Origin of the sequence: Faecalibacillus intestinalis (assembly GCF_015097455.1) — a bacterium.
Taxonomy (GTDB): Bacteria; Bacillota_I; Bacilli_A; order Erysipelotrichales; family Coprobacillaceae; genus Faecalibacillus; species Faecalibacillus intestinalis.
The window spans coordinates 109,374-130,751 of record NZ_AP024085.1; the positions used below are offsets into that span (position 1 = coordinate 109,374).

General features: G+C 29.6%; 19 protein-coding genes, 1 pseudogene and 1 other annotated feature. Of the genes and pseudogenes, 18 read left to right on the forward strand and 2 right to left on the reverse strand.

Going from position 1 to position 21,378, the window contains the following annotated elements:
- Window positions 1-3 precede the first annotated feature (3 nt).
- The 6 genes from tilS (at window position 4) to dusB (ending at window position 6,400) form a co-directional block, all read left to right on the forward strand.
- Entirely contained in the window at window positions 4-1,248 is a 1,245-nt protein-coding gene (gene tilS / locus Fi14EGH31_RS00615) for a tRNA lysidine(34) synthetase TilS (RefSeq protein WP_162297494.1), read from the forward strand.
- A 10-nt stretch (window positions 1,249-1,258) separates the two neighbouring features.
- Window positions 1,259-1,792, forward strand: a complete 534-nt coding sequence (gene hpt, locus Fi14EGH31_RS00620; RefSeq protein WP_022002391.1) for a hypoxanthine phosphoribosyltransferase — start codon at window positions 1,259-1,261, stop codon at window positions 1,790-1,792.
- A 12-nt stretch (window positions 1,793-1,804) separates the two neighbouring features.
- Window positions 1,805-3,754, forward strand: coding sequence for an ATP-dependent zinc metalloprotease FtsH (gene ftsH / locus Fi14EGH31_RS00625; protein WP_032091185.1), 1,950 nt, complete (start codon window positions 1,805-1,807; stop codon window positions 3,752-3,754).
- Between the two features lie 135 nt (window positions 3,755-3,889).
- A complete protein-coding gene (gene hslO, locus Fi14EGH31_RS00630) occupies window positions 3,890-4,759 on the forward strand; it encodes an Hsp33 family molecular chaperone HslO (protein WP_022002389.1) in 870 nt (289 codons plus the stop codon).
- 37 nt (window positions 4,760-4,796) lie between these two features.
- Complete coding sequence (locus Fi14EGH31_RS00635; RefSeq protein ID WP_117788581.1) at window positions 4,797-5,282, forward strand: DUF1307 domain-containing protein; 486 nt, start codon at window positions 4,797-4,799, stop codon at window positions 5,280-5,282.
- Window positions 5,283-5,425: 143 nt separating this feature from the next.
- Window positions 5,426-6,400: a tRNA dihydrouridine synthase DusB gene (dusB, locus tag Fi14EGH31_RS00640; protein WP_022002387.1), complete on the forward strand. Its 975-nt coding sequence runs from the start codon at window positions 5,426-5,428 to the stop codon at window positions 6,398-6,400.
- Between the two features lie 20 nt (window positions 6,401-6,420).
- On the opposite strand, the gene Fi14EGH31_RS00645 is transcribed toward dusB, so the two are convergent.
- Window positions 6,421-7,029, reverse strand: coding sequence for a TetR/AcrR family transcriptional regulator (locus Fi14EGH31_RS00645; RefSeq protein WP_022002386.1), 609 nt, complete (start codon window positions 7,027-7,029; stop codon window positions 6,421-6,423).
- A 152-nt stretch (window positions 7,030-7,181) separates the two neighbouring features.
- Here Fi14EGH31_RS00645 and Fi14EGH31_RS00650 point away from each other — a divergent pair, with 152 nt between their 5' ends.
- From Fi14EGH31_RS00650 to Fi14EGH31_RS00675, 6 genes are all read left to right on the forward strand, one after another.
- Window positions 7,182-9,269 carry an efflux RND transporter permease subunit gene (locus Fi14EGH31_RS00650; protein ID WP_200765026.1) on the forward strand — a complete coding sequence of 696 codons (2,088 nt, stop codon included), beginning with the start codon at window positions 7,182-7,184 and terminating at the stop codon, window positions 9,267-9,269.
- A 1-nt stretch (window position 9,270) separates the two neighbouring features.
- Entirely contained in the window at window positions 9,271-10,842 is a 1,572-nt protein-coding gene (locus tag Fi14EGH31_RS00655; RefSeq protein WP_200765027.1) for a hypothetical protein, read from the forward strand.
- A 203-nt stretch (window positions 10,843-11,045) separates the two neighbouring features.
- Window positions 11,046-11,405, forward strand: coding sequence for a DUF6465 family protein (locus Fi14EGH31_RS00660; protein WP_200765028.1), 360 nt, complete (start codon window positions 11,046-11,048; stop codon window positions 11,403-11,405).
- Between the two features lie 118 nt (window positions 11,406-11,523).
- Window positions 11,524-12,393 carry an aldo/keto reductase gene (locus Fi14EGH31_RS00665; protein ID WP_200765029.1) on the forward strand — a complete coding sequence of 290 codons (870 nt, stop codon included), beginning with the start codon at window positions 11,524-11,526 and terminating at the stop codon, window positions 12,391-12,393.
- A gap of 89 nt (window positions 12,394-12,482) precedes the next feature.
- Window positions 12,483-12,715, forward strand: a binding site (T-box leader).
- A gap of 33 nt (window positions 12,716-12,748) precedes the next feature.
- A complete protein-coding gene (gene lysS, locus Fi14EGH31_RS00670; RefSeq protein WP_117832633.1) occupies window positions 12,749-14,239 on the forward strand; it encodes a lysine--tRNA ligase in 1,491 nt (496 codons plus the stop codon).
- A 129-nt stretch (window positions 14,240-14,368) separates the two neighbouring features.
- Window positions 14,369-15,466: a PDDEXK nuclease domain-containing protein gene (locus tag Fi14EGH31_RS00675; protein WP_234697812.1), complete on the forward strand. Its 1,098-nt coding sequence runs from the start codon at window positions 14,369-14,371 to the stop codon at window positions 15,464-15,466.
- 14 nt (window positions 15,467-15,480) lie between these two features.
- Here the strand turns inward: Fi14EGH31_RS00675 and Fi14EGH31_RS00680 are convergent, their stop codons facing one another.
- Entirely contained in the window at window positions 15,481-15,738 is a 258-nt protein-coding gene (locus Fi14EGH31_RS00680; RefSeq protein WP_117347662.1) for a hypothetical protein, read from the reverse strand.
- 421 nt (window positions 15,739-16,159) lie between these two features.
- Between Fi14EGH31_RS00680 and Fi14EGH31_RS00685 the strand changes: the two genes are divergently transcribed.
- The 6 genes and pseudogenes from Fi14EGH31_RS00685 (at window position 16,160) to Fi14EGH31_RS00710 (ending at window position 21,359) form a co-directional block, all read left to right on the forward strand.
- Window positions 16,160-16,813: a class I SAM-dependent methyltransferase gene (locus Fi14EGH31_RS00685; RefSeq protein WP_117347661.1), complete on the forward strand. Its 654-nt coding sequence runs from the start codon at window positions 16,160-16,162 to the stop codon at window positions 16,811-16,813.
- A 309-nt stretch (window positions 16,814-17,122) separates the two neighbouring features.
- A pseudogene (locus Fi14EGH31_RS00690) lies at window positions 17,123-18,358 on the forward strand (MATE family efflux transporter); the annotation flags it as partial.
- A gap of 81 nt (window positions 18,359-18,439) precedes the next feature.
- Window positions 18,440-19,081 carry a nitroreductase family protein gene (locus Fi14EGH31_RS00695; protein WP_117347660.1) on the forward strand — a complete coding sequence of 214 codons (642 nt, stop codon included), beginning with the start codon at window positions 18,440-18,442 and terminating at the stop codon, window positions 19,079-19,081.
- Entirely contained in the window at window positions 19,068-19,373 is a 306-nt protein-coding gene (locus Fi14EGH31_RS00700) for an ArsR/SmtB family transcription factor (RefSeq protein ID WP_117347659.1), read from the forward strand. The genes Fi14EGH31_RS00695 and Fi14EGH31_RS00700 overlap by 14 nt, the downstream gene beginning before the upstream one ends.
- 155 nt (window positions 19,374-19,528) lie before the next feature.
- Window positions 19,529-20,647 carry an aldo/keto reductase gene (locus Fi14EGH31_RS00705; RefSeq protein WP_200765030.1) on the forward strand — a complete coding sequence of 373 codons (1,119 nt, stop codon included), beginning with the start codon at window positions 19,529-19,531 and terminating at the stop codon, window positions 20,645-20,647.
- A 118-nt stretch (window positions 20,648-20,765) separates the two neighbouring features.
- Window positions 20,766-21,359: a hypothetical protein gene (locus Fi14EGH31_RS00710; protein ID WP_117788575.1), complete on the forward strand. Its 594-nt coding sequence runs from the start codon at window positions 20,766-20,768 to the stop codon at window positions 21,357-21,359.
- Window positions 21,360-21,378: the final 19 nt, after the last annotated feature.

Here is a 21,378-nt window from a genome sequence, read left to right on the forward strand (position 1 = left end):
ATTATGTTAGATGAAAGTTTATTAGATAAAAATAGAAAATATCTTGTAGGAGTATCAGGTGGCGTCGATTCGATGGCTTTATTAGATATGTTAGTTAAAAAAGCATACAATGTCATTGTTGTACATTATAATTATCATTTTAGAGAAGATAGTGATCTTGATGAAAATCTCGTACGTAGTTATTGTCAAAATCATCATCTTCCTTTTTATGTAAGACAAGGAGATAAAAAAGAATATCAAAAAGGTAATTTTGAAATGTTAGCAAGAGAAAAAAGATATGCTTTTTATAAAGAAATAGGTGATTTAAATGGGATTGATACGATTATTTTAGGGCATCATTTAAATGATCATTTAGAAACAATCGTGATGCAATTACAAAGACATAATACAAAGGGATATTTGGGTATAAAAGAACAATCTTATGTTAAAAATATGCATGTTGTAAGACCCTTATTAAAGTTAAAAAAACAACAACTTATAGATTATTGTACTAAAAATCATCTTGAATATCATGAAGACTATACAAACTATGATACACGTTATACACGTAATCATGTAAGACATATCGATCTTAAAAAATATAATGAACAAGAATTATTAGAAAAGGCAAGTAAGCATAATCAACAATACAAAAAACAACAAGCAAAACTCCAACAAATTTATCAAGAATATGATCAAAATCATTTCTTGTATTTAGATAAGTTACCAACAGAATCATTAGATCAAATCATTTATTATATGTTAAAAAAAGAGATCTATCCACCACTTATAACAGAAAACTTAGTACAAGAAATTATTAAACAAATCCATTCACAAAAACCAAATATTGAAATATCATTACCTGTTAATTTTGTGTTCATAAAAAAGTATAATAATATAGCCGTTAGAAAAAAAGAAATTGACGATACTTATTATGTAAAGTATGAATCTTTTTATAAAGATCAACAATTACATTATTTTTTAACAGATCAAGGACATCTTCACGATGGTGTTTTTCTTTCAAAAGAAGACTTTCCAATAGTTATAAGATGTTTTAAAAATGGTGATACAATCAAAACATCTGGAGGAACAAAAAAGGTCTCTAGGCTATTTATAGATCGTAAAATTCCTAGAGATGAGCGTAAAATATGGCCAATCGTTGAAAATTGCCATGGTGAGATCATTTTGATCCCACATATCGCCAAAAATATCAAGTATTTATATACAAAACCAAATGTTTTTGTGATAAAATATGACACATGTAAGTGAGGTGTAAGGTATGCACAAGGATATAAAAGAAATATTATATACAGAAGAAGAAATTAAGGCTAAATGTGATGAATTAGCAAAACAAATTGATCAAGATTATGCTGGTCAAGAAATTTTATTAGTTGGTTTATTAAAAGGTTCAGTTCCATTTATGGCAGAACTTGCTAAACATTTAAAAAGTGATGTTAAGTTCGACTTTATGTCAGTAAGTAGTTATAGTGGTGTTGAATCTAAAACATTAGTTGTTAGACAAGATATTAAAGAAGATATTCGTGGTAAGAATGTTTTAATCGTAGAAGATATTTTAGATACTGGAAAGACTTTATATAACGTTAAAGAAATGTTAGAAAAAAGACATGCTAAGAGTGTTAAAATCGTGACTTTATTAGATAAAGAAGAAGGTCGTGTTTTTGATATGAAAGCTGATTATTCAGGATTTAAAATTCCTAATGCCTTTGTTGTAGGATATGGTCTTGATTTTAATGAACGTTATCGTCAATTACCTTATATAGGTATTTTAAAAGAAGATTGTTATAAAAAATAGTTAGGAGATTTTATGGGAAATAAAAAAGGATTGTTGAAGTCTATCCTACCATGGCTTATTGTACTGATGGTTATTTCTGTGGCAATTCCTTTCTTTAATCAAAGTGAATCGTCAGAAATTAGATATGATAAGTTTATAGAGATAGTTCAAAAAGAAAAAGTAAAAGATGTAGAAATCGTTCCTAAATCATTAGTCATTGATGTGAGTGGAACATATTCTAAAAAAGCAAGCAATGGTAAAAAAGAAGATACTAAATTCTCTGTTGTTATTCCAAGAACAGAAACAGAATTAGATTCTTTAATTAGCTTGTTAGATGAAAATGGTACAAAAATCAATGTTGTCAATGATGCTGAAAGAAATCAATTATTGAACTTCATTGTAAGCTTATTACCATACTTGATCTTATTTGGAGGAATGTTCTTCTTCTTGAAGATGATGTCAAATACTGCTGGTGGTAATAATAAAGCCTTTGAATTTGGTAATTCAAGAGCTAAACTAGAAAAAAATTCTAAAACACATTTTAGTGATGTTGCTGGAATGGATGAAGAAAAAGAAGAAGTTAGAGAATTAGTTGACTTCTTAAAAACACCAAAAAAATTTGCTGATATGGGTGCTAAGATCCCACGTGGTGTTTTACTTGTAGGTCCACCAGGTACAGGGAAAACATTACTTGCTAGAGCAGTAGCAGGTGAAGCAAACGTTCCATTCTACTCAATTTCAGGTTCTGAATTCGTAGAAATGTTCGTTGGTGTTGGGGCTGGACGTGTAAGGGACATGTTCAAAAAAGCAAAACAAACAGCACCATGTATTATCTTCATTGACGAAATTGATGCAGTTGGTCGTCAAAGAGGTACTGGTATGGGTGGAGGACACGATGAACGTGAACAAACACTTAACCAATTATTAGTTGAAATGGATGGTTTCTCTGGAAATGAAGGAATTATCGTTTTAGCAGCTACAAACCGTGCAGATGTCTTAGATCCAGCTTTACTTAGACCAGGTCGTTTCGATAGACAAATCCAAGTAGCTAATCCAGATAAACGTGCACGTAGTCAAATCTTAAAAGTTCATGCAAGAAATAAACGTTTTACACCAGATGTTAATTTTGATAACATCGCTCAACGTACACCAGGGTTCTCTGGGGCTGAACTTTCAAACGTTTTAAATGAAGCTGCCTTACTTGCTGTAAGACAAAATCATGATTTAATTACAATGGCTGATATTGATGAAGCGGTGGACCGTGTTATGGGTGGACCTGCTAAGAAATCACGTAAATATACAGAAAGAGAAAGACGCTTAGTGGCTTACCATGAAGCAGGACATGCTTTAATAGGTTTAACTTTAGAAGATGCCAATAAAGTACAAAAAGTTACAATTGTTCCTCGTGGACAAGCAGGTGGTTATAACTTAATGACACCTAAAGAAGAAACATATTTCCAAACTAAGAGTCAATTAAAAGCAACTATTTCAGGATATATGGGTGGACGTGTGGCTGAAGAAGTCTTCTTTGGAGATGTAAGTTCAGGAGCACACAACGATATTGAACAAGCAACTCGAATTGCGAGAATGATGGTTACTGAATTAGGTATGTCTGAACTTGGACCTATTCAATATGATTCTGAAAATGGACAAGTTTTCTTAGGTAGAGATTATACACAAAGAAGTAATACACATTCAGGACAAATTGCTTATGAAATTGATGTTCAAGTACGAAAAATTATTGATGCTTGTTATCAAGAAGCAACAAATATTATTGAACAAAATAAAGAAAAACTTATTTGTATTGCAGAAGCATTACTTGAACATGAAACATTATCTGGTGAAGATATTGAATCTTTATACAATACAGGTAAAATGTTAGAACATCATGATGGAACTTTAACTGAAGAACCTGTTCAAGAAGTTAAAGAAGAAAAACCATCAATTGATGATCAAGATGATTTATTAGATGAAATGAAATAAAGCGAATTTCGCTTTTTTTCATTTAGAAAGGGGATAAATATGAGTACACGAACAAAGAGAATTGTAATCATCTTAATCGCTTTAAGCATGATTATTCCGATATTTTCTTCCGTGTTCTTTTTATAGAAAAGAAAAATGAAAGATTATTTAGTAAGAGGATTAGTCAATAGTAAAAATTGTCGTGTGTTTGCCTGCCAAACAACGAATTTATTGGAAAAAGCAAGACAAGAACATGATTTATGGCCAACAGCATCTGCTGCTCTTGGAAGAATGATGTCAGCTACTCTTATGATGGCTGCAATGAATAAAAATAATGAAAAAATGACTGTCACAATTAATGGTGGAGGACCAATTGGTACGATGATGGCTGTTACGCGTGGTGATGGACATATTAAAGGTTTTGTAGGCGATCCACATGTTCATTATACTTATAATGATACTGGACATTTAGCAGTAGGTGTGGCTGTTGGAACACAAGGAACGTTACAAGTGATTAGAGATATGGGGTTAAAAGAACCCTTCTGTGGAACAGTACCACTTCAAACAGGTGAAATTGGTGATGATTTTTCTTATTATTTCATGGCAAGTGAACAAACTCCGTCAGTTGTTTCTGTAGGTGTTTTAGTTGATGAAACAAATGAAATCTTATCTTCAGGTGGTTTTATTATTCAATTATTACCAGAAGCTACTGAAGAAGATATTTCTTATATTGAAGAAAAAATAAAAGATTTCCCTGCTGTTTCTTCATTGATTCATGAAGGAAAAACACCAGAAGAAATCTTAAAAATGATTTTTGATGATGTTGAAATTACAGATCGACAAGATTTATTCTTTACTTGTGATTGTTCAAGAGAAAAGATGATCAATGCTTTATCAACTATTGGAAAACAAGAACTTCAAAGTATGATTGATGAGGATCATGGTTGTGAAATTACATGTCAATTCTGTAATACAAAATATCAATTTAGTGAAGAAGAATTGCAAAATTTAATTAATCGTTTATAATCACATTGAAAAATGTGATTTTTTTAAAGGAGAAAAAATGGAAAACAAGAAAAAGAAATTAATTATAGGACTTATACTCATTATTATATTAGGTGCAATTGTTTTCTATTTAACAGGTCATCTTACTAAAACAACAATTTGTAAAGGAACATTAGATATGATTACAGATGAAGAAGTAGAAGTTATATCTAGTGATGATAAAGTTAAAGAAACAAAAACACAAGTTACATATGATTACAGTGATTATGTTTCAGATATGTATCCTATTTCTTACTACAAAGATTATATAAAAAATAGTAATAAGTTTTATAAAAATATAAATGGTGTTAAAGCTTCTTTAAAAGTTAAAGGAAATAAAGTGATTTATACAGTTGATATTCAATACGATAGTGATTATATGAAGGATTTAGTAGAAGCAGGACTTGTAAGTACAAATGGTAGTTATAAAGATATTGATTATATATCTTTAAAAGATACAATAGAAAACCAAAAATCAGCAGGGTTAACTTGTAAAGAAAAATAAAGGCAAATGCCTTTATTTTCAAGGAAATCAACTCTTATTTAGATAACTTATATCTATTTAGGGGAGGAAAATAGAGGGAATATATAAGTTATCTATTTATATTATGAACAGATGTTTAAATTATATACAGGAGGAGATAAAATTTGAAAATTAGAGATATAGAAATTAAAAATCCTGTCATTATGGCACCAATGGCTGGAATTACTAATATGGCATTTCGTAAGATTGTAAAAGAGTTTGGAGCTGGACTTGTATATTCAGAAATGGTCAGTGATAAGGCAATCTGTTATGGAAATCAAAAGACAATAGAAATGTTACAAGTAGATGAAGGAGAGCATCCTGTTAGTATTCAATTGTTTGGTGGAGAAGTGGAAAGTATGGTACAAGCTGCCAAGTTTATTGATGAACATTCTAATTGTGATATTATTGATATTAATTGTGGATGTCCAGTGAATAAGGTTTTAAAAGCAAATGCTGGAAGTAAACTTCTTCAAAATCCTCAATTAATTTATGATATTGTCAGTAATATTGTTAAAAATGTAAGTAAACCTGTTACAGTTAAAATTAGAAGTGGTTTTGATAAGGAGCATATTAATGCGGTAGAAGTAGCGAAATTAATTGAAAAAGCAGGAGCAAGTGCGATTGCAGTTCATGGAAGAACACGTTCACAAATGTATGAAGGTCATGCTGATTGGTCAATTATTAAAGCGGTTAAAGAAGCAGTTTCTATTCCTGTTATTGGAAATGGTGATATTAGAAGTGTAGAAGATGCTAGAAGAATGCTTGAAGAAACAGGCTGTGATGCAATTATGATTGGTCGTGCAGCACTTGGAAATCCTTGGCTTATTAAACAAGTTGTAGAAAGTTTAGAACATGGAACAGATATACCTGAACCAACTTATAAAGAAAAAATAGCATGGTGTTTAACACATGCTAAAAGGTTGATGACGATTGAACCTGAAAGAATTGCTATGTCACAAATGAGAGGACATGCTCCTTGGTATATCAAAGGTTTAAAAAGTTCGTCTGCTGTTAAAAATGAACTTTCAAAAGTAAATACGTATGAAGAATTAGAAAAAATTCTTAAAGATTATGAACAATTTTTAGATACGTTATAAAAGGATGTCACGACATCCTTTTATTCATTAATCAATAAGCGTATTGTTTTATATAAATGAGGTTTAAATTCTTCTATTGGAAGTGGATGACTTTCAACAATAGAAGTAAAAACTGTAGAACTTACAAGTTCAATAATCATAAATAAAGTCATCTCAGGATATTCTAAAGGAATATCCTTTTCTTTTACTTCATTTACAAATAATTCCTTGATTCCTAATTCTTCACTATCTAATAAATCAGTTAATTTTTCACTATATAGTCCTAAAGATAAGTTCTTTTGAATAAACTTAAGAATGTTAGGTCTAACAATTAATTCATTAATAATAGAATCTATAATAAAAACAATCTTATCATCTAAACGATCAAATTGTTGTTGAGTAGCTTCCTTACATGCTTTGGAAAATAATTCATGAGATGTTTTAGCTAATAAAACATCTTGAAGTTCGTATTTATCTTTAAAATATAAATAAAAAGTTCCTTTAGCAATACCTGCATCTTTAACAATATCTTGAATAGAAGTTTTTTTAATTCCTTTTTCTGAAAATAAATGAAGTGCAGTATTAAGCAGTTTACGTTCTTTTTCTTGTTTATTATCATTTATTTTTGATTTTATCTCTTTAATTGCCATAAAAACACTCCCTTTAGCATTTATTTTAGGGTGAAGAATTAAAAATGTCAATGAATTAATTAAAAAAGTGACTTTTAGTCATTTATATATTGACCGATGGTCATTTTAGTGCTAGTATCATTTATGACCAAAGGTCATTTAGGAGGAGAACTATGAAAAAGCTAGGAGAAATCATTGGTAAATTTGTTGTTAAACACAAGATACTTATCGTGATTGCATCAGTTATTCTTTGTATTCCATCTTTATTTGGATATATCAATACTGATATCAATTATGATATTCTTGTTTATCTACCAGAAGATATTGATACAATGAAAGGACAAGATATACTAGCTAAAGATTTTGATATGGGATCTTTTGCGATGTGTGTTGTAGAAAATATGTCTTCTAAAGATGTCTTAAACTTAGAAGAGAAGTATAAAAAAATAGATGGTGTTGTTAAAGTTATTTCCGCAAATGATTTAATAGGAACAACAATACCTCAAGAAATGTTACCAAGTGATGTGACAAAGCAGTATAAAAAAGGAAACAGCGAACTCATGTTGGTAACATTTAAAGATAGTACAATTGCGATCGATGCAATTACTCAAATGAGAGAAATTACAAGTGAAGAGGTCGTTAAAATAGGAGGAATGTCAGCATCTACATTAGATACAAGTATTGTTGCTGATAGTGAAATTATTACTTATGTTATTGTCGCTGTTATTTTAGTTTTAATTGTTTTAATGGCATCGTTAGATAGTTATGTTGTTCCATTTCTATTATTAGGAAACATCGGACTAGCAATTCTTTATAATATGGGATCTAATATTTTCTTAGGTCAAATTTCATATATTACAAAGGCAATTGCCGCTGTTTTACAATTAGGAGTTACAACAGACTTTTCAATTTTCTTATATCATAAATATGAACAAGCAAAAACAAGAGTTAAAACAAATAATGAAGCGATGACACTTGCTATTGGAGATACACTTGTTTCTATTGCTGGAAGTTCACTTACAACGATTGCTGGATTTTTAGCTTTATGTACAATGCAACTTACATTAGGTTCAGATATTGGAATTGTTATGGCTAAAGGTGTCTTTATTGGTGTTCTTTCAACAGTTACGATCTTCCCAGCATTTTTATTAGTATTTGATAAACTTGTCTTTAAGACAAAACATAAACCAATTATTCCATCATTTAATGTAATTAAAAATTTTGTAATTAAACATTATAAAATTATTTTATTAGTCGCATTAGTTATTGCTTATCCAGCTTATTATGGAAATGCACATGTTAAAAGTTATTACAATCTAACAAAAGATTTACCACAGGATTTAAAGAGTTGTGTGGCTAATAGTGAATTAAGTGATGAATTTGATTTAGTTGCTTCGCAAGTTATTTTAGTAGATAAAGGTATTAAAGATAATGATTTAAATCAAATGGTTGATGAAATAGAAAATGTTGAATCTGTTAATCTTGTTTTATCACCATCACAGTTATCTGACTTAGCTATTCCTGATGAAATGGTACCTGATGATGTTAAAGATATCTTTGAAAGTAATCGTTATAAAATGATATTTGTCAATTCAACAGAAGAAATTGCAACCAATAAATTAAATAAAGTCATCGATAAGATAGATCATATTATCAAAAAATATGATAAAAATGCTATAATGGCAGGGGAAGGTCCATGCATGAAGGATTTGGTTAATATAGCAGATGAAGACTTTAGAAATGTAAGTATTGCATCTATAGGAATTATTTTTATCATTATGTTATTTGTTTTAAAATCAATTTCACTTCCAGTATTGTTAGTTTCTGGAATTGAACTTGCTATCTTTATCAATATGGCAATCAGTTATTATACAGGTGATGTTTTACCATTTGTTGCCTCTATTGTTATTGGAACAATTCAACTTGGAGCAACAATTGATTATGCTATTTTACTTACAACAAAATATTTGGAAAATAGAAAAAATGGTATTGATAAGATTAAAGCAATGGATAATGCAATTAGTAATTCTGCAGGTTCAATCTTTGTTTCTGGAATGTCATTCTTTGCAGCAACATTTGGTGTAGGAATGATTTCTAAATTAAATATGATTGCATCATTATGTAATTTAATGTCTAGAGGAGCACTTATTTCAATGTTTATTGTTATTTGTGTTATTCCAGCAATCTTACTTGTATTTGATAAAGTTATTATTCATACTTCTATCGGTTTTAAACAATTAAAAAATAAAGGAGAATGTTAACATGAAAAAAGCAAAATTAATCACATCTTCTGCAGTTGTAATGACAATGGTCATGAGCTCAATTGTTCCTGCCTTTGCCTATTCAAAAGAAGAAACAGTTTATAGTAAGTTAAAAACAAATGGTTCAGAAAAGACAACTGTTGTCTCTGAACATTTAATCAATGACCAAAATGAAACATCATTAGATGATCAATCATCTTTAAAAAAGATTAAAAATGTAAATGGAAAAGAAACATTTAAACAAGATGGTTCTAGTTTGGTATGGCAAACAACAGATGGACAAGATATTTATTACCAAGGTAAAACAACAAATTCATTACCTGTTTCAATGAAAGTAACTTATAAATTAGATGGTAAAAAAATGAAGTTGAAAAATATGCTTGGTAAAAAAGGAAAAGTAGAAATTCAAATAGATTATACTAATAATGAAAAACAAGATGTAGATGGTAAAGAACTTTATGTTCCTTTTGTTGTTACAACAGGAACAATGTTACCAACAAAAACAGATTCTAATATTGAAGTTACAAATGGTAAAGTAATTAGTAATGGTTCTTCTAATATCATTATGGCAATTGCTGCTCCAGGATTATCAAAGAATTATGATAATAATGAAGAATTAGAAAAATTAAATTCTGTAACTATTAAATATGATACAACTAAATTTAAATTAAATAGTTTAATGTCAGTAGCAACACCTTCATTATTATCTGAAACAGATATTAATTTTGATGATTTAAATGATGTTTATGATAGTGTAGATACATTAAATTCATCATTTGATCAAATTATTGCTGGTGGGCAAACATTACAATCAGGCTTAAAACAATATGCTTCTAAATACAGTGAATTTGATCAAGGTGTAGGATCTTTAAAAACAGGTGCAGCTTCTGCTCTTGTAGGATCACAAAAATTAACAACAGGTATTGAAACATTATATAATGGTTTAGTCACTTTAGATGGAAAAAGTGCAACTTTAGTAGCAGGAGCAAAACAAGTATTTAATACTTTATTAACAACAACACAAACACAAATTAATAATCAATTGGCTACTACAGGAATGTCTATTGAATTAACGATTGATAATTATCAAACAGTTTTAAATGGTTTAATGGCAAAATTACCAGCAGAAAATCAACCATCAATCAAAACAGCTTTAGCACAATTAGATTCATATAACAAATTCTATCAAGGATTACAAAGTTATACAGATGGAGTTGCTCAATTAAAAGAAGGAGCACAAAGTGCTGTTGATGGTTCTAAACAATTAAGTGAAGGATTATCTTCATTAAGTGATGGATCTAATACTTTAGTACAAGCAAGTAGTCAATTAAAAACGGCATCAAATCAATTAGCTCAAGGTAGTGATGCTTTAGTTGATGGTTTAACTTTATTTAAAAGTAAAGGTTTAGATAAGATTTCTAGTGTTTTAAATGATACAGTGAAAAAAGATGTAGATACAACACAAAAACTTGTTGATTTAGCTAATGATTATAAAACATTTGCAGATAGTAAAGATGGTGTAGAAGCTAAAACTAAATTTATCATGATTATTGATTCAAAATCTAAGAAATAGAATTGGATTTCCAATTCTATTTTTTTACAAATTAAGATAAAAGGTTTGAAGATAAAACAATATTTTATTACTATGATAAGTAATTAGAGAAAAACGTTGATTTCATGCGCTTTTTCTTAAGAAAAACACTTTACAAATAAAAAAAATGGTATAGAATACTTACCAAGGAGGAAGTAAAAACTGAGGTTTTGAAGTGAGAGAATATGAAAACAATGATCGAAGTACAATACCAAGAAAAGAATGTTAAAAATGGTGATTTAGATAAATACGTTAAAGAAACTTTAAAAGAACAAGGTGTAAAAACAACAGAAGTTGAAACTTTAAATATTTATTACTTACCTGAAACTGCTAAAGTTTTCTTTGTAGCAATTAAAAAAGATGGTTCTGAATTAAAAGGTGAATTAGATGTTAATGCTATGCCTGAATATCCAGAAGTTGTTAAAAAACCAGCTGCAAAAAAAGCACCAGCTAAAAAAGCTCCTGCAGCTAAAGCTGTAGCTGCTAAAGAAGCTAAACCAGTTGTTAAAAAAGCAACAACTGCTAAAAAAACTACTAAAAAATAATAGAGGAGAACCGAGAGGTTCTTTTTTTATGCTTTAAATGTATGATAGATGATAGTTAATAAGTATTTGAAGATTTATATAGATGATTTAAAATATAAGCAAAAGGGGGGATCATATAATGGAATATGTTACATTAAATAATGGTTTAAAAATGCCAATGGTAGGTTTTGGTGTTTTTAGAGTACCAGATAAAAAAGAATGTGAAGAATCAGTTTATCAAGCAATTAAAGCGGGATATCGTTTAATTGATACAGCTGCTGCTTATTATAATGAAGATGCTGTAGGAGCTGCTGTAAAAAGAGCAATTGCTGATGGTCTTTGTACAAGAGAAGATTTGTTTATTACTTCTAAATTATGGGTACAAGATATGATGGATTACGAAAGTGCCCAAAAAGGAATTGAAGCTTCTTTAGAAAAAAGTGGTTTAGAATATTTTGATTTATATTTATTACATCAAGCTTGTGGTGATTATTTCAGTGCTTGGAGAGCCATGGAAACTGCTTATCAAGAAGGTAAATTAAAAGCAATCGGTGTTTCTAACTTCTATCCAAATATTCTTACAAACTTCTGTGAAGTTGTTAAAGTAAAACCAGTAGTCAATCAAGTAGAACTCCATCCATATTACACTCAAGAAAAGGCGTTAGAAACAATGAAATATTATGATGTTATTCCAGAAGCATGGGCACCACTAGGTGGAGGAAGATATAATCCCTTTGAAGATGAAATGTTAAAAGGAATTGCAGCTAAATATAATAAGTCTGTAGGACAAGTAATTCTAAGATGGAATATCCAAAGAGGAGTCGTTGTTATTCCAAAATCAACACATGTAGAAAGAATTAAAGAAAATATAGATATCTTTGATTTTGAATTAAATGAAGAAGAAATGAAACAAATCTCATCATTAGATATGGGTTATTCAGGATCAAGAGCTAAACATTTTGAACCTGATTTTGTAAGAATGGTTTTAAATAATAAGATTCATGATTAATGCACTCAGGTGCATTTTTCATTATTAAAACTAATTTTATCGCTTATATTGACAATAAATTTGAATTAAGTTAAGATAACGAAGTAGAAATAAAGGCAATGAATAGACAAGTAATAATAGTCCTTCATTCAAAGAGAGTCTTGGTTGGTGGAAAAGATAATGAAACTATTATGAATAAAGACTAGGAGCTGCATCTTGGATGTTTTGATAGGATGACGTAAGCCACGTTATAGGCAAGACTATTAATAGATAGTTATTGAGGTTAATAGGGTGACCTATTAATGAATTTGGGTGGTAACACGATTTAGCTCTCGTCCCATGGGATGGAGAGTTTTTTATATTTTAGGAGGATATTATGGAAGAAAGAAAGTTTAGTGAACAAGAACTTGTTCGTAGAGAAAAGATGCAAGAACTTATTGACAAAGGGATTGATCCTTTTGGTCAAAGATTTGATGTAACAGCTTATTCAAAAGGTATTAAAGAACAATATGGTGATAAAACACATGAAGAATTAGAAGAAATGGCTGTAGAAGTAGCTGTAGCTGGTAGAATTATGACTAAACGTCGTAAAGGTAAAGTATGTTTCATGCATATTCAAGATAGAGATGGACAAATCCAATTATATGTAAGAAAAGATACTATTGGTGAAGATGCTTATGAAATCGTTAAAAAAGGTGATATTGGAGATATCATCGGTGTTAAAGGTACAGTATTTATGACAAATACTGGAGAATGTTCAATTAAAGTAAGTGAATATACTCACTTAACTAAAGCATTGCGTCCTTTACCAGAAAAATTCCATGGTTTAAGTGATATTGAAGAAAGATATAGAAGAAGATATGTTGACTTAATCATGAATGAAGATGCTAAAAAAATTGCGTTTACAAGACCAAGAATCATTCGTTCAATTCAACATTATTTAGATAGTAAAAACTATGTAGAAGTTGAAACACCTGTATTAAATCCAATCTTAGGTGGAGCAGCTGCAAGACCATTCGTTACTCATCATAATACATTAGATACTGATTTCTATTTACGTATTGCGACTGAATTATCTTTAAAGAGATTAATTGTTGGGGGTATGGATGCTGTTTATGAAATTGGACGTTTATTTAGAAATGAAGGTATGGATAGAACTCATAACCCTGAATTTACTACAATTGAAGTTTATAAAGCATTTAGTGATCTTGAAGGAATGATGGATTTAACTGAAGGTATTATTTCTAATGCAGCTATGGAAGTTAATGGAACTTATGAATTAGATTATAAAGGACATCATATTTCTTTAGCTCCAGGATTTAAACGTGTTTCTATGACAGAAGCTATTAAAGAAAAGACTGGTATTGATTTCAATGAACATATGTCATTTGAAGATGCTAAAAAATTAGCTGAAGAACATGGTATTGAAGTAGAAGCTCACTTTGGTTATGGACATATTATCAATGAATTCTTTGAAAAATATGTAGAAGAAACAATTGTAGAACCAACATTTGTATATGGTCATCCAATTGAAATCTCACCACTTGCTAAAAAGAATTTAGAAGATCCACGTTTCACACAACGTTTTGAATTATTCATCTGTGGAAACGAATATGCTAACGCATTTACTGAATTAAATGATCCAATCGATCAATATGAAAGATTTGCTGATCAATTAAAAGAAAAAGAATTAGGAAATGATGAAGCAAACGAAATGGACTTAGATTACGTAGAAGCTCTAGAATACGGTTTACCTCCAACAGGTGGTATGGGAATGGGTATTGATAGATTAGTTATGTTATTAACTGGACAAGAATCTATTCAAGAAGTTATTTTATTCCCTCAAATGAAACCAAGAAATAAATAGTATTAAAATCAAATAAAGAGAGAATATGTTTAAAAGCCCCGTATTTAATGATATGGGACTTTTTCTTTTTATGTTATTATAATTGTAATTCAAGTAATCCTATGAAAAAAATTTAAAGGAGCAATAGCTATGGAGAATAAACTAGAAAGAAATGAACAAAATAATTTTATGGATACTTTTGTTAAAACAGATAATGTGTTAAATGATATGTGTAATATTATTGAATCATCAAGAGAAGCGGCATATAAAGCGGTTAATGTTGCACTTGTTCAAAGGAATTGGTTAATAGGTTATCGAATTGCAGAGGAAGAACTTAAAGGAGAAAATCGTTCTGAATATGGACTTCAGGTTATTAAGAAATTGTCAAAAGAATTGACAAACCGATATGGGAAAGGATATGACAGAGGAACTCTTTATCGTTGTGAGAAGTTCTACAAAACGTTTCCTGAAATTGTTGCCTCACTGAGGCAACAATCTAGAGGAATACTATCATGGACTCATTATCGTACACTTTTACAGGTAAATGATAAAGAAGCACGTGATTGGTATGAAAAAGAAGCAATTGAACAAACATGGAGCGTACGTACTTTACAAAGAAATATTTCTTCTCAATATTATTATCGTATGCTTCATACTCAAAAAAAGAAACTTGTAGAAAATGAAATGAAAGAACTGACATCACAGGATCAAAATGAAAAGTTAGAATTTATTAAGAATCCAGTAGTTGCAGAATTTTTAGGTTTTTCTCAAAATACAGATTTTACAGAAAGTGATTTAGAGAAAAGTATTCTTTCTAATTTACAAAAGTTCTTGATGGAACTTGGAAAAGGATATGCTTTTGTGGCAAGACAACAACATATTCATACAGAAAAGCAGGACTATTATATTGATCTTGTGTTTTATAATTATATTCTTAAATGTTTTGTTCTCATTGATTTAAAAACAGAAAAGATAACCCATCAAGATGTAGGACAAATGGATATGTATATAAAAATGTATGATGAAATAAAACGAAGTGAAGGAGATAATCCAACACTAGGTATTGTACTTTGTTCAGACACAGATGAGGATATTGCCCGTTATTCTGTTATGCATGGTAATGAACAGTTATTTGCTTCGAAATATAAATTATACTTACCTACAAAAGAAGAACTAAAGGCTGAAATTGAAACTCAAAAGGCAATGTTTTATCTTCAACAGCAAGATAGTAAGAATAATATAGAATGACCGTATGTTACACTTTAATTGTTCTCTTCTAATAAGCTTAAATCAGGTTTGTCCATTAATTCATGAAGATCTTCATCACACTTTTGTATTCTTTTAGTAAGTTCAAACAATTCATGACATAAAAAATCTTGTGCAGCTCTTCCTTGGTTATCTGTAAATGTTGAAAGAGTTTCTAAATCAACTGCAAAAAGAGTTTGATAGACACCGTCTAGACGAAATGCAATAAGATCTAATTCATCATAAATTTCAAACATTTTTCTTCTTTTATCCATTGTTTTACACCTCCTTTATATGAGTGTAAAATAAAGGAATCTTAAAAGGAATAATACTTGCATAAGATGCAAAAAATCTGCGTAAAAGGATAAGAAATGTAACGAAAATGTATAGTGCTATACAATAATTAGAAATACAAACATAATATTTATTTAAAAGATCAGATATAATTTTTTCTTTAAGGTGTAGGTTAAAAGGGTTTGATGAAAAAAATGATGTTATAAACGCAGGAATCGTGAGAATAATTATACTACATGTAAATATCGCTAAAAAAGGACTAAAAGCTATATGTATTAAGGATTTAAGTCCTTTTTAGTTTCTAAAATTTTTATCTATAAATTTATTATTTGCAAATAATAAACAGTTAAGTTATCATAATGTTAGCGAAGGCTAACAAAATGAAAGAAAGAAGATGATAAGATGTTAACGGATAAAGAATATAAAGATTTATCGATTAAAGAATTTACCAAAGCAGCTAAAATCTATGATTCTAAACATGCAGGAATCTATGAAATGTGCAAAGATGATTATCCATTTGTAGCTGAAGAATTAAAAAATATTGAATTTAATAATCTTTTAGATGTAGGATGTGGAACAGGGCCAATGATTGAACTCTTTGTTCAAGAATTTCCAAATAAAGAGTATACAGGAATAGATCTTACACCTAAAATGATTGAGGTTGCCTCACAAAAGAACTTACCGCAAACAACATTTATTGTAGGAGATAGTGAGAATCTACCTTTCGAAGATGAATCTTTTGATGTAATAACATGTACTAATAGTTTTCATCATTATCCTAATCCCCAAGCTTTTTTTAATGAAGTAAAACGAGTTTTAAAAAAAGATGGGTATTTAGTTCTTAGAGATTATACTAGCAATAATTTTATGATTTGGTTAATGAATCATATTGAAATGCCTTTATCACATTTATTAGGGCATGGTGATGTAAAAATACATTCATGTAAAGAAGTACAAGAAATGTGTCAAAAAGCGTGTCTACATGTAGAAAAGATAGAAGCTCAAAAGAACTTTAGATTACATTTAGTTGCTAGAAAAGAGAATGTCACTGTATAAAATAATCAAGATAGTTGATAAAAAAATCACCTTAAAATGAATGAAAATCGTATTTGACATAGAAAAAAAGTGTATTGTATAATCTAGGCAGTCATCGGAGGGTGATTTGTTTAATGGAAACAATAGCTGGATAAGATGGCAGATTGAAACATCTGCTTTCTTGTCTGGCTTTTTTTGTTATGAAGGAGGAAGAGTATGAAAAAGAATATGTTTTTTACAGAGGGGAAAATATTACAACCATTGATTTTATTTGCGTTTCCTGTTTTAGTTGCTTTGTTTTTACAAGCAATGTAAGGGGTAGTAGATTTACTTATTGTTGGTAAGTTTTCATCTTCAGCTGATGTATCAGCAGTATCTACAGGTTCTCAAATTATGACAACTCTTACAAATTTAGTCAGTAGTTTTGCGATGGGAACAACCATTTTGTTAGGTCAACAAATTGGTAGTGGTAGTAAAAAAGAAGGTGGACGTACAGTAGGAACATCAATTGTGATGTTTGGTGTGATTGCTGTTATATTATCTATTATTCTTGTAATTTTTGCATCACAAGTAAGTTCTTTAATGAATGCACCTACTGAAGCTTTTGATAAGGCAGTTGATTATATTCGTATTTGTGGTGGCGGTATGATTGTGATTGTTGTTTATAATTTAATTGGATGTATTTTTAGAGGTTTAGGTGATTCTAGAACACCATTGATTACTGTCGTAATCGCCTGTGTTTTTAATATTTTTGGTGATTTAGTTTTATGTGCTATTTTAAATATGGGAACAGCAGGTGCTGCGATTGCTACGGTATTTGCACAAGTCATTAGTGTAATTGTTTCTTTATTTTTAATTAGTAAAAAAGAATTACCATTTACATTAAAGAAAGAAAACATTCGTATTCATAAAGCTTATTTGAAAAAAATGATTACATTTGGGGCACCTATAGCTTTACAAGATTTATTAGTTAGTATTTCTTTTTTAATTATTCTTGCTATTGTTAATTCTATGGGAGTTATAGCTTCTGCAGGAGTAGGAGTTGCTGAAAAAGTATGTGCCTTTATTATGCTTATTTCTTCAGCATTCATGCAATCAATGTCTGCTTTTGTTGCTCAAAACTATGGAGCAGGATTAATGCATCGTGCAAGAAAAGCTCTTTATTGTGGTGTTGGTGTATCTTTTGCAACAGGAGTTGTTGTTTTCTTCTTTACATTTTTCCATGGAAATTTACTAGTTGGAATCTTTGCTTCAGATGTTAAAGTTGTTTTAGCAGTGACAGATTATTTAAAAGCTTATGCTATTGATTGTTTATTTACAGCTATTTTCTTCTGTTATACAGGTTTTTACAATGGAATTGGTAAAACAAAGTTTGTGATGATTCAAGGTATTTTAGGAGCGTTTTGTGTTAGAGTTCCAGTTTCTTATTTGATGAGTATTCAACCTGAAAAATCATTATTCCATATTGGACTTGCAACACCTATGTCTTCATTTCTACAATTAGTTCTTTGTGTAGAATTTATGATGTATTTAAAGAAAAAAGGTGAATTGGAAAATCGTGTGTAATGGTCTTGATTTTCTTGACCATTGAATTATTGAATCTATTTTGTGTTAAACTAGGGGTATATTTAAAGAAGGAGATTATTTATGGATACTTTACAATTAATGAAAGATAGACATAGTGTTCGTCAATATATCAATCAACCTATAGAACAAGATAAACGATTCGTTATTAATAAATTAATTAAAGAAATCAATGAAGAAAGTGGTTTACAAATGCAAGTATTCTATGATGAACCTCAATGCTTTGATTCTTTTATGGCACACTATGGTAAATTTGAAAATGTAACAAATTATATTGCAATTGTTGGAGAAAAAAGCCAACAAGAAAAAGCAGGATACTATGGTGAAAAACTTGTATTAAAGTGTCAAGAATTAGGCTTAAATACCTGTTGGGTCGCAATGACTCATGGTAAAACACAAGCTAAAATAGAAAAAGGAAAGAAATTATTAATTCTTCTTTCATTAGGGTATGGGAAGAATCAAGGTTTTCCTCATAAAAGCAAAGAACTTGATACATTATGTAAATATGATCAAGAATGTGACTGGTTTAAACAAGGAATGGAAGCTGTAGCTCTTGCCCCAACAGCCATGAATCAACAAAAGTTTATGTTTGAATTAAACAATGGTGTTGTAAGTGCTAAAGCATTACGTGGTTTTTATTCAAAGATAGATCTCGGAATAGTGAAATACCATTTTGAAGCGGTGACAGGACATGGAGCTAAATAATGAACTCGATACATTTACATCAGAATTTGAACAATGCAAAGATATCTTACTCGCATTAGGTGATGAAAACCGCCAACATATGATATTAGAAATGATTAAAATGGGGAAATGTTCTGGTGTACGTGTTCATGAAATTGTTGAAAAAACACACTTATCAAGAGTTTCTGTATCTCATCATTTAAAGGTCTTAAAAGAAGCAGGTATTGTTAAAATGCGCAAAGAATTAACAAAGAATTATTACTATTTTGATCCTGATATGAAAAGTTTTAATATGTCGATTAAAGTATTATAAAATGTAAATGATATTACTTCAAATTTACCTGATCGAAGTGAAAGAGATGAATGAAACAAGACACGGTCTTGTTTTTTTCATCTTCTAAAAATATTGACATAAACCGAGCTTTAGGGTTTACAATGTATATAGGTTAATTTAGGGAGGATAAAAGGATGGAATATAGTAAAATTGATAAACTTAATGTCAATCCTTCATTATTAGGATTTGGCTGCATGCGTTTTCCTAAAAATGAAGATGGCACTATTGATGAGGTAGAAGCAGAAAGAATGTTAGATCATGCTATTGAAAGTGGTGTGACTTATATTGATACAGCTTATCCTTATCATGATGGTGAAAGCGAACCATTTGTTGGTAGAGTTTTAAAGAAGTATAAAAGAGAAGATTTTTATCTTGCGACAAAGTTACCAATGTTTAAAATTAATTCATTGGAACAAGCAAAAGAAATCTTTGAAGAACAAACGAAAAGACTTGATGTCAATTATGTTGATTTCTATTTATTACATGCTTTAAATAAAGATACATGGAAAAAAGTTATGGATTTAAATATCATTCCTTATTGTGAAGAATTAAAGAAACAAGGAAGAATTAAAAACTTTGGTTTTTCATTCCATGATGATTATGAAGTCTTTGAGGAAATCATTAATTATCGTGATTGGGATTTCTGTCAAATTCAATTAAATTACATTGATACAGATATCCAAGCAGGAATGAAAGGTTATAAACTTACAGAAGAAAAGAATGTACCATTAGTTATTATGGAACCTATTAAAGGCGGAGCTCTTGCTAGCCTTTCAGATGATATTGAACAAGTTTTTACTGACTATAATCCAAATGTCAGCATTTCAAGTTGGGCTTTACGTTTTGTGGCTTCACTTCCAAATGTTAAAGTTGTTTTAAGTGGTATGTCAACTTATGATCAAGTAGAAGATAATCTTGCTACTTTTAAAGAATTTAAACTATTAGATCAAGATGAAGAAAAACTTGTAGAAAAAGTAGCTAATATGATTAAAGCAAAAACTAAAAATGGATGTACAGGATGTCGTTATTGTATGCCTTGTCCATTTGGAATAGATATTCCAGGTAACTTCAAGTTATGGAATGAATATGGTATGTTAGGTCTTAAAGATACAGCGAAAAGACGTTATACAAATCTAGGAGATGCACAAGCTGAATTTTGTAAGAAATGTGGGAAATGTGAAAAACTTTGTCCACAATCTATTAAAATCAGAGAAGATTTACAACGTGTCGTTCAAGATATTAAGAACTTATAAGAGAATGGCGTTATGTCATTCTTTTTTTTGTATTATGTTTTAGTAAAATAAATAGTGATATGTATGGTATGATGTATTTATAGATAAAAGTGAAACAGGATATACGAGGAGACAACTTATGAAGATAAAATATATGGGGAAATTAGATCCAGAAACTAATCCACTCCCAACAAATAAGCTTAAAGAAGGGGCTATTCGATTTAATGAGCCAACGGATAGAAAAAAACAGAATATACAAACAAGTATTGTTACTTTTATTATTATATGTATTATGTTTGTACCAGAATATTTAAATGTTTTTTTTAGAGATGTTGATTCTATGGATTTATCAAATCTTTTTAGCTATTTTATACTCGCAAATATTTTATTAGTTCTTTCAAAACTATGTCAGTTTTATTTCTATAAAGAAATTTATATGTTTAAAATACCACGTGTTGGTTTTGCAGGAGTATATACAACAGAGTTTACAAAGAAAAAATATATAGCTATCAATCTTATTCCTGATATTTTATTTGGTTTAGTTCCTTATTATATTTCATTAACAAAATGTAAGTTTTTTTTAGGAATGGCCGCTATGTTTGTTGTTGCAAATTCAGCAGTAGATTTCATGAATGTATATCATGCATTTGTAGAAATGCCACCGGGTTCAAAAACATTCTTATATCAGTTCAATAATTATTGGTATTTACCAAAAAAAGATAATAATAACTAGGGCGAGGGAAACAGTATGA

What these genes read in the sequence shown, in the direction of transcription:
- hslO (WP_022002389.1), top strand. Translation starts at nt 3,890, where the DNA reads ATGAAAGATTATTTAGTAAGAGGATTAGTCAATAGTAAAAATTGTCGT.
- Fi14EGH31_RS00695 (WP_117347660.1), top strand. Translation starts at nt 18,440, where the DNA reads ATGGATACTTTACAATTAATGAAAGATAGACATAGTGTTCGTCAATAT.
- Fi14EGH31_RS00645 (WP_022002386.1), bottom strand. Translation starts at nt 7,029, where the DNA reads ATGGCAATTAAAGAGATAAAATCAAAAATAAATGATAATAAACAAGAA.
- Fi14EGH31_RS00665 (WP_200765029.1), top strand. Translation starts at nt 11,524, where the DNA reads ATGGAATATGTTACATTAAATAATGGTTTAAAAATGCCAATGGTAGGT.
- tilS (WP_162297494.1), top strand. Translation starts at nt 4, where the DNA reads ATGTTAGATGAAAGTTTATTAGATAAAAATAGAAAATATCTTGTAGGA.
- Fi14EGH31_RS00710 (WP_117788575.1), top strand. Translation starts at nt 20,766, where the DNA reads ATGAAGATAAAATATATGGGGAAATTAGATCCAGAAACTAATCCACTC.
- Fi14EGH31_RS00655 (WP_200765027.1), top strand. Translation starts at nt 9,271, where the DNA reads ATGAAAAAAGCAAAATTAATCACATCTTCTGCAGTTGTAATGACAATG.
- ftsH (WP_032091185.1), top strand. Translation starts at nt 1,805, where the DNA reads ATGGGAAATAAAAAAGGATTGTTGAAGTCTATCCTACCATGGCTTATT.
- Fi14EGH31_RS00685 (WP_117347661.1), top strand. Translation starts at nt 16,160, where the DNA reads ATGTTAACGGATAAAGAATATAAAGATTTATCGATTAAAGAATTTACC.
- hpt (WP_022002391.1), top strand. Translation starts at nt 1,259, where the DNA reads ATGCACAAGGATATAAAAGAAATATTATATACAGAAGAAGAAATTAAG.
- Fi14EGH31_RS00635 (WP_117788581.1), top strand. Translation starts at nt 4,797, where the DNA reads ATGGAAAACAAGAAAAAGAAATTAATTATAGGACTTATACTCATTATT.
- Fi14EGH31_RS00660 (WP_200765028.1), top strand. Translation starts at nt 11,046, where the DNA reads ATGAAAACAATGATCGAAGTACAATACCAAGAAAAGAATGTTAAAAAT.
- Fi14EGH31_RS00700 (WP_117347659.1), top strand. Translation starts at nt 19,068, where the DNA reads ATGGAGCTAAATAATGAACTCGATACATTTACATCAGAATTTGAACAA.
- Fi14EGH31_RS00680 (WP_117347662.1), bottom strand. Translation starts at nt 15,738, where the DNA reads ATGGATAAAAGAAGAAAAATGTTTGAAATTTATGATGAATTAGATCTT.
- Fi14EGH31_RS00675 (WP_234697812.1), top strand. Translation starts at nt 14,369, where the DNA reads ATGGAGAATAAACTAGAAAGAAATGAACAAAATAATTTTATGGATACT.
- Fi14EGH31_RS00650 (WP_200765026.1), top strand. Translation starts at nt 7,182, where the DNA reads ATGAAAAAGCTAGGAGAAATCATTGGTAAATTTGTTGTTAAACACAAG.
- lysS (WP_117832633.1), top strand. Translation starts at nt 12,749, where the DNA reads ATGGAAGAAAGAAAGTTTAGTGAACAAGAACTTGTTCGTAGAGAAAAG.
- Fi14EGH31_RS00705 (WP_200765030.1), top strand. Translation starts at nt 19,529, where the DNA reads ATGGAATATAGTAAAATTGATAAACTTAATGTCAATCCTTCATTATTA.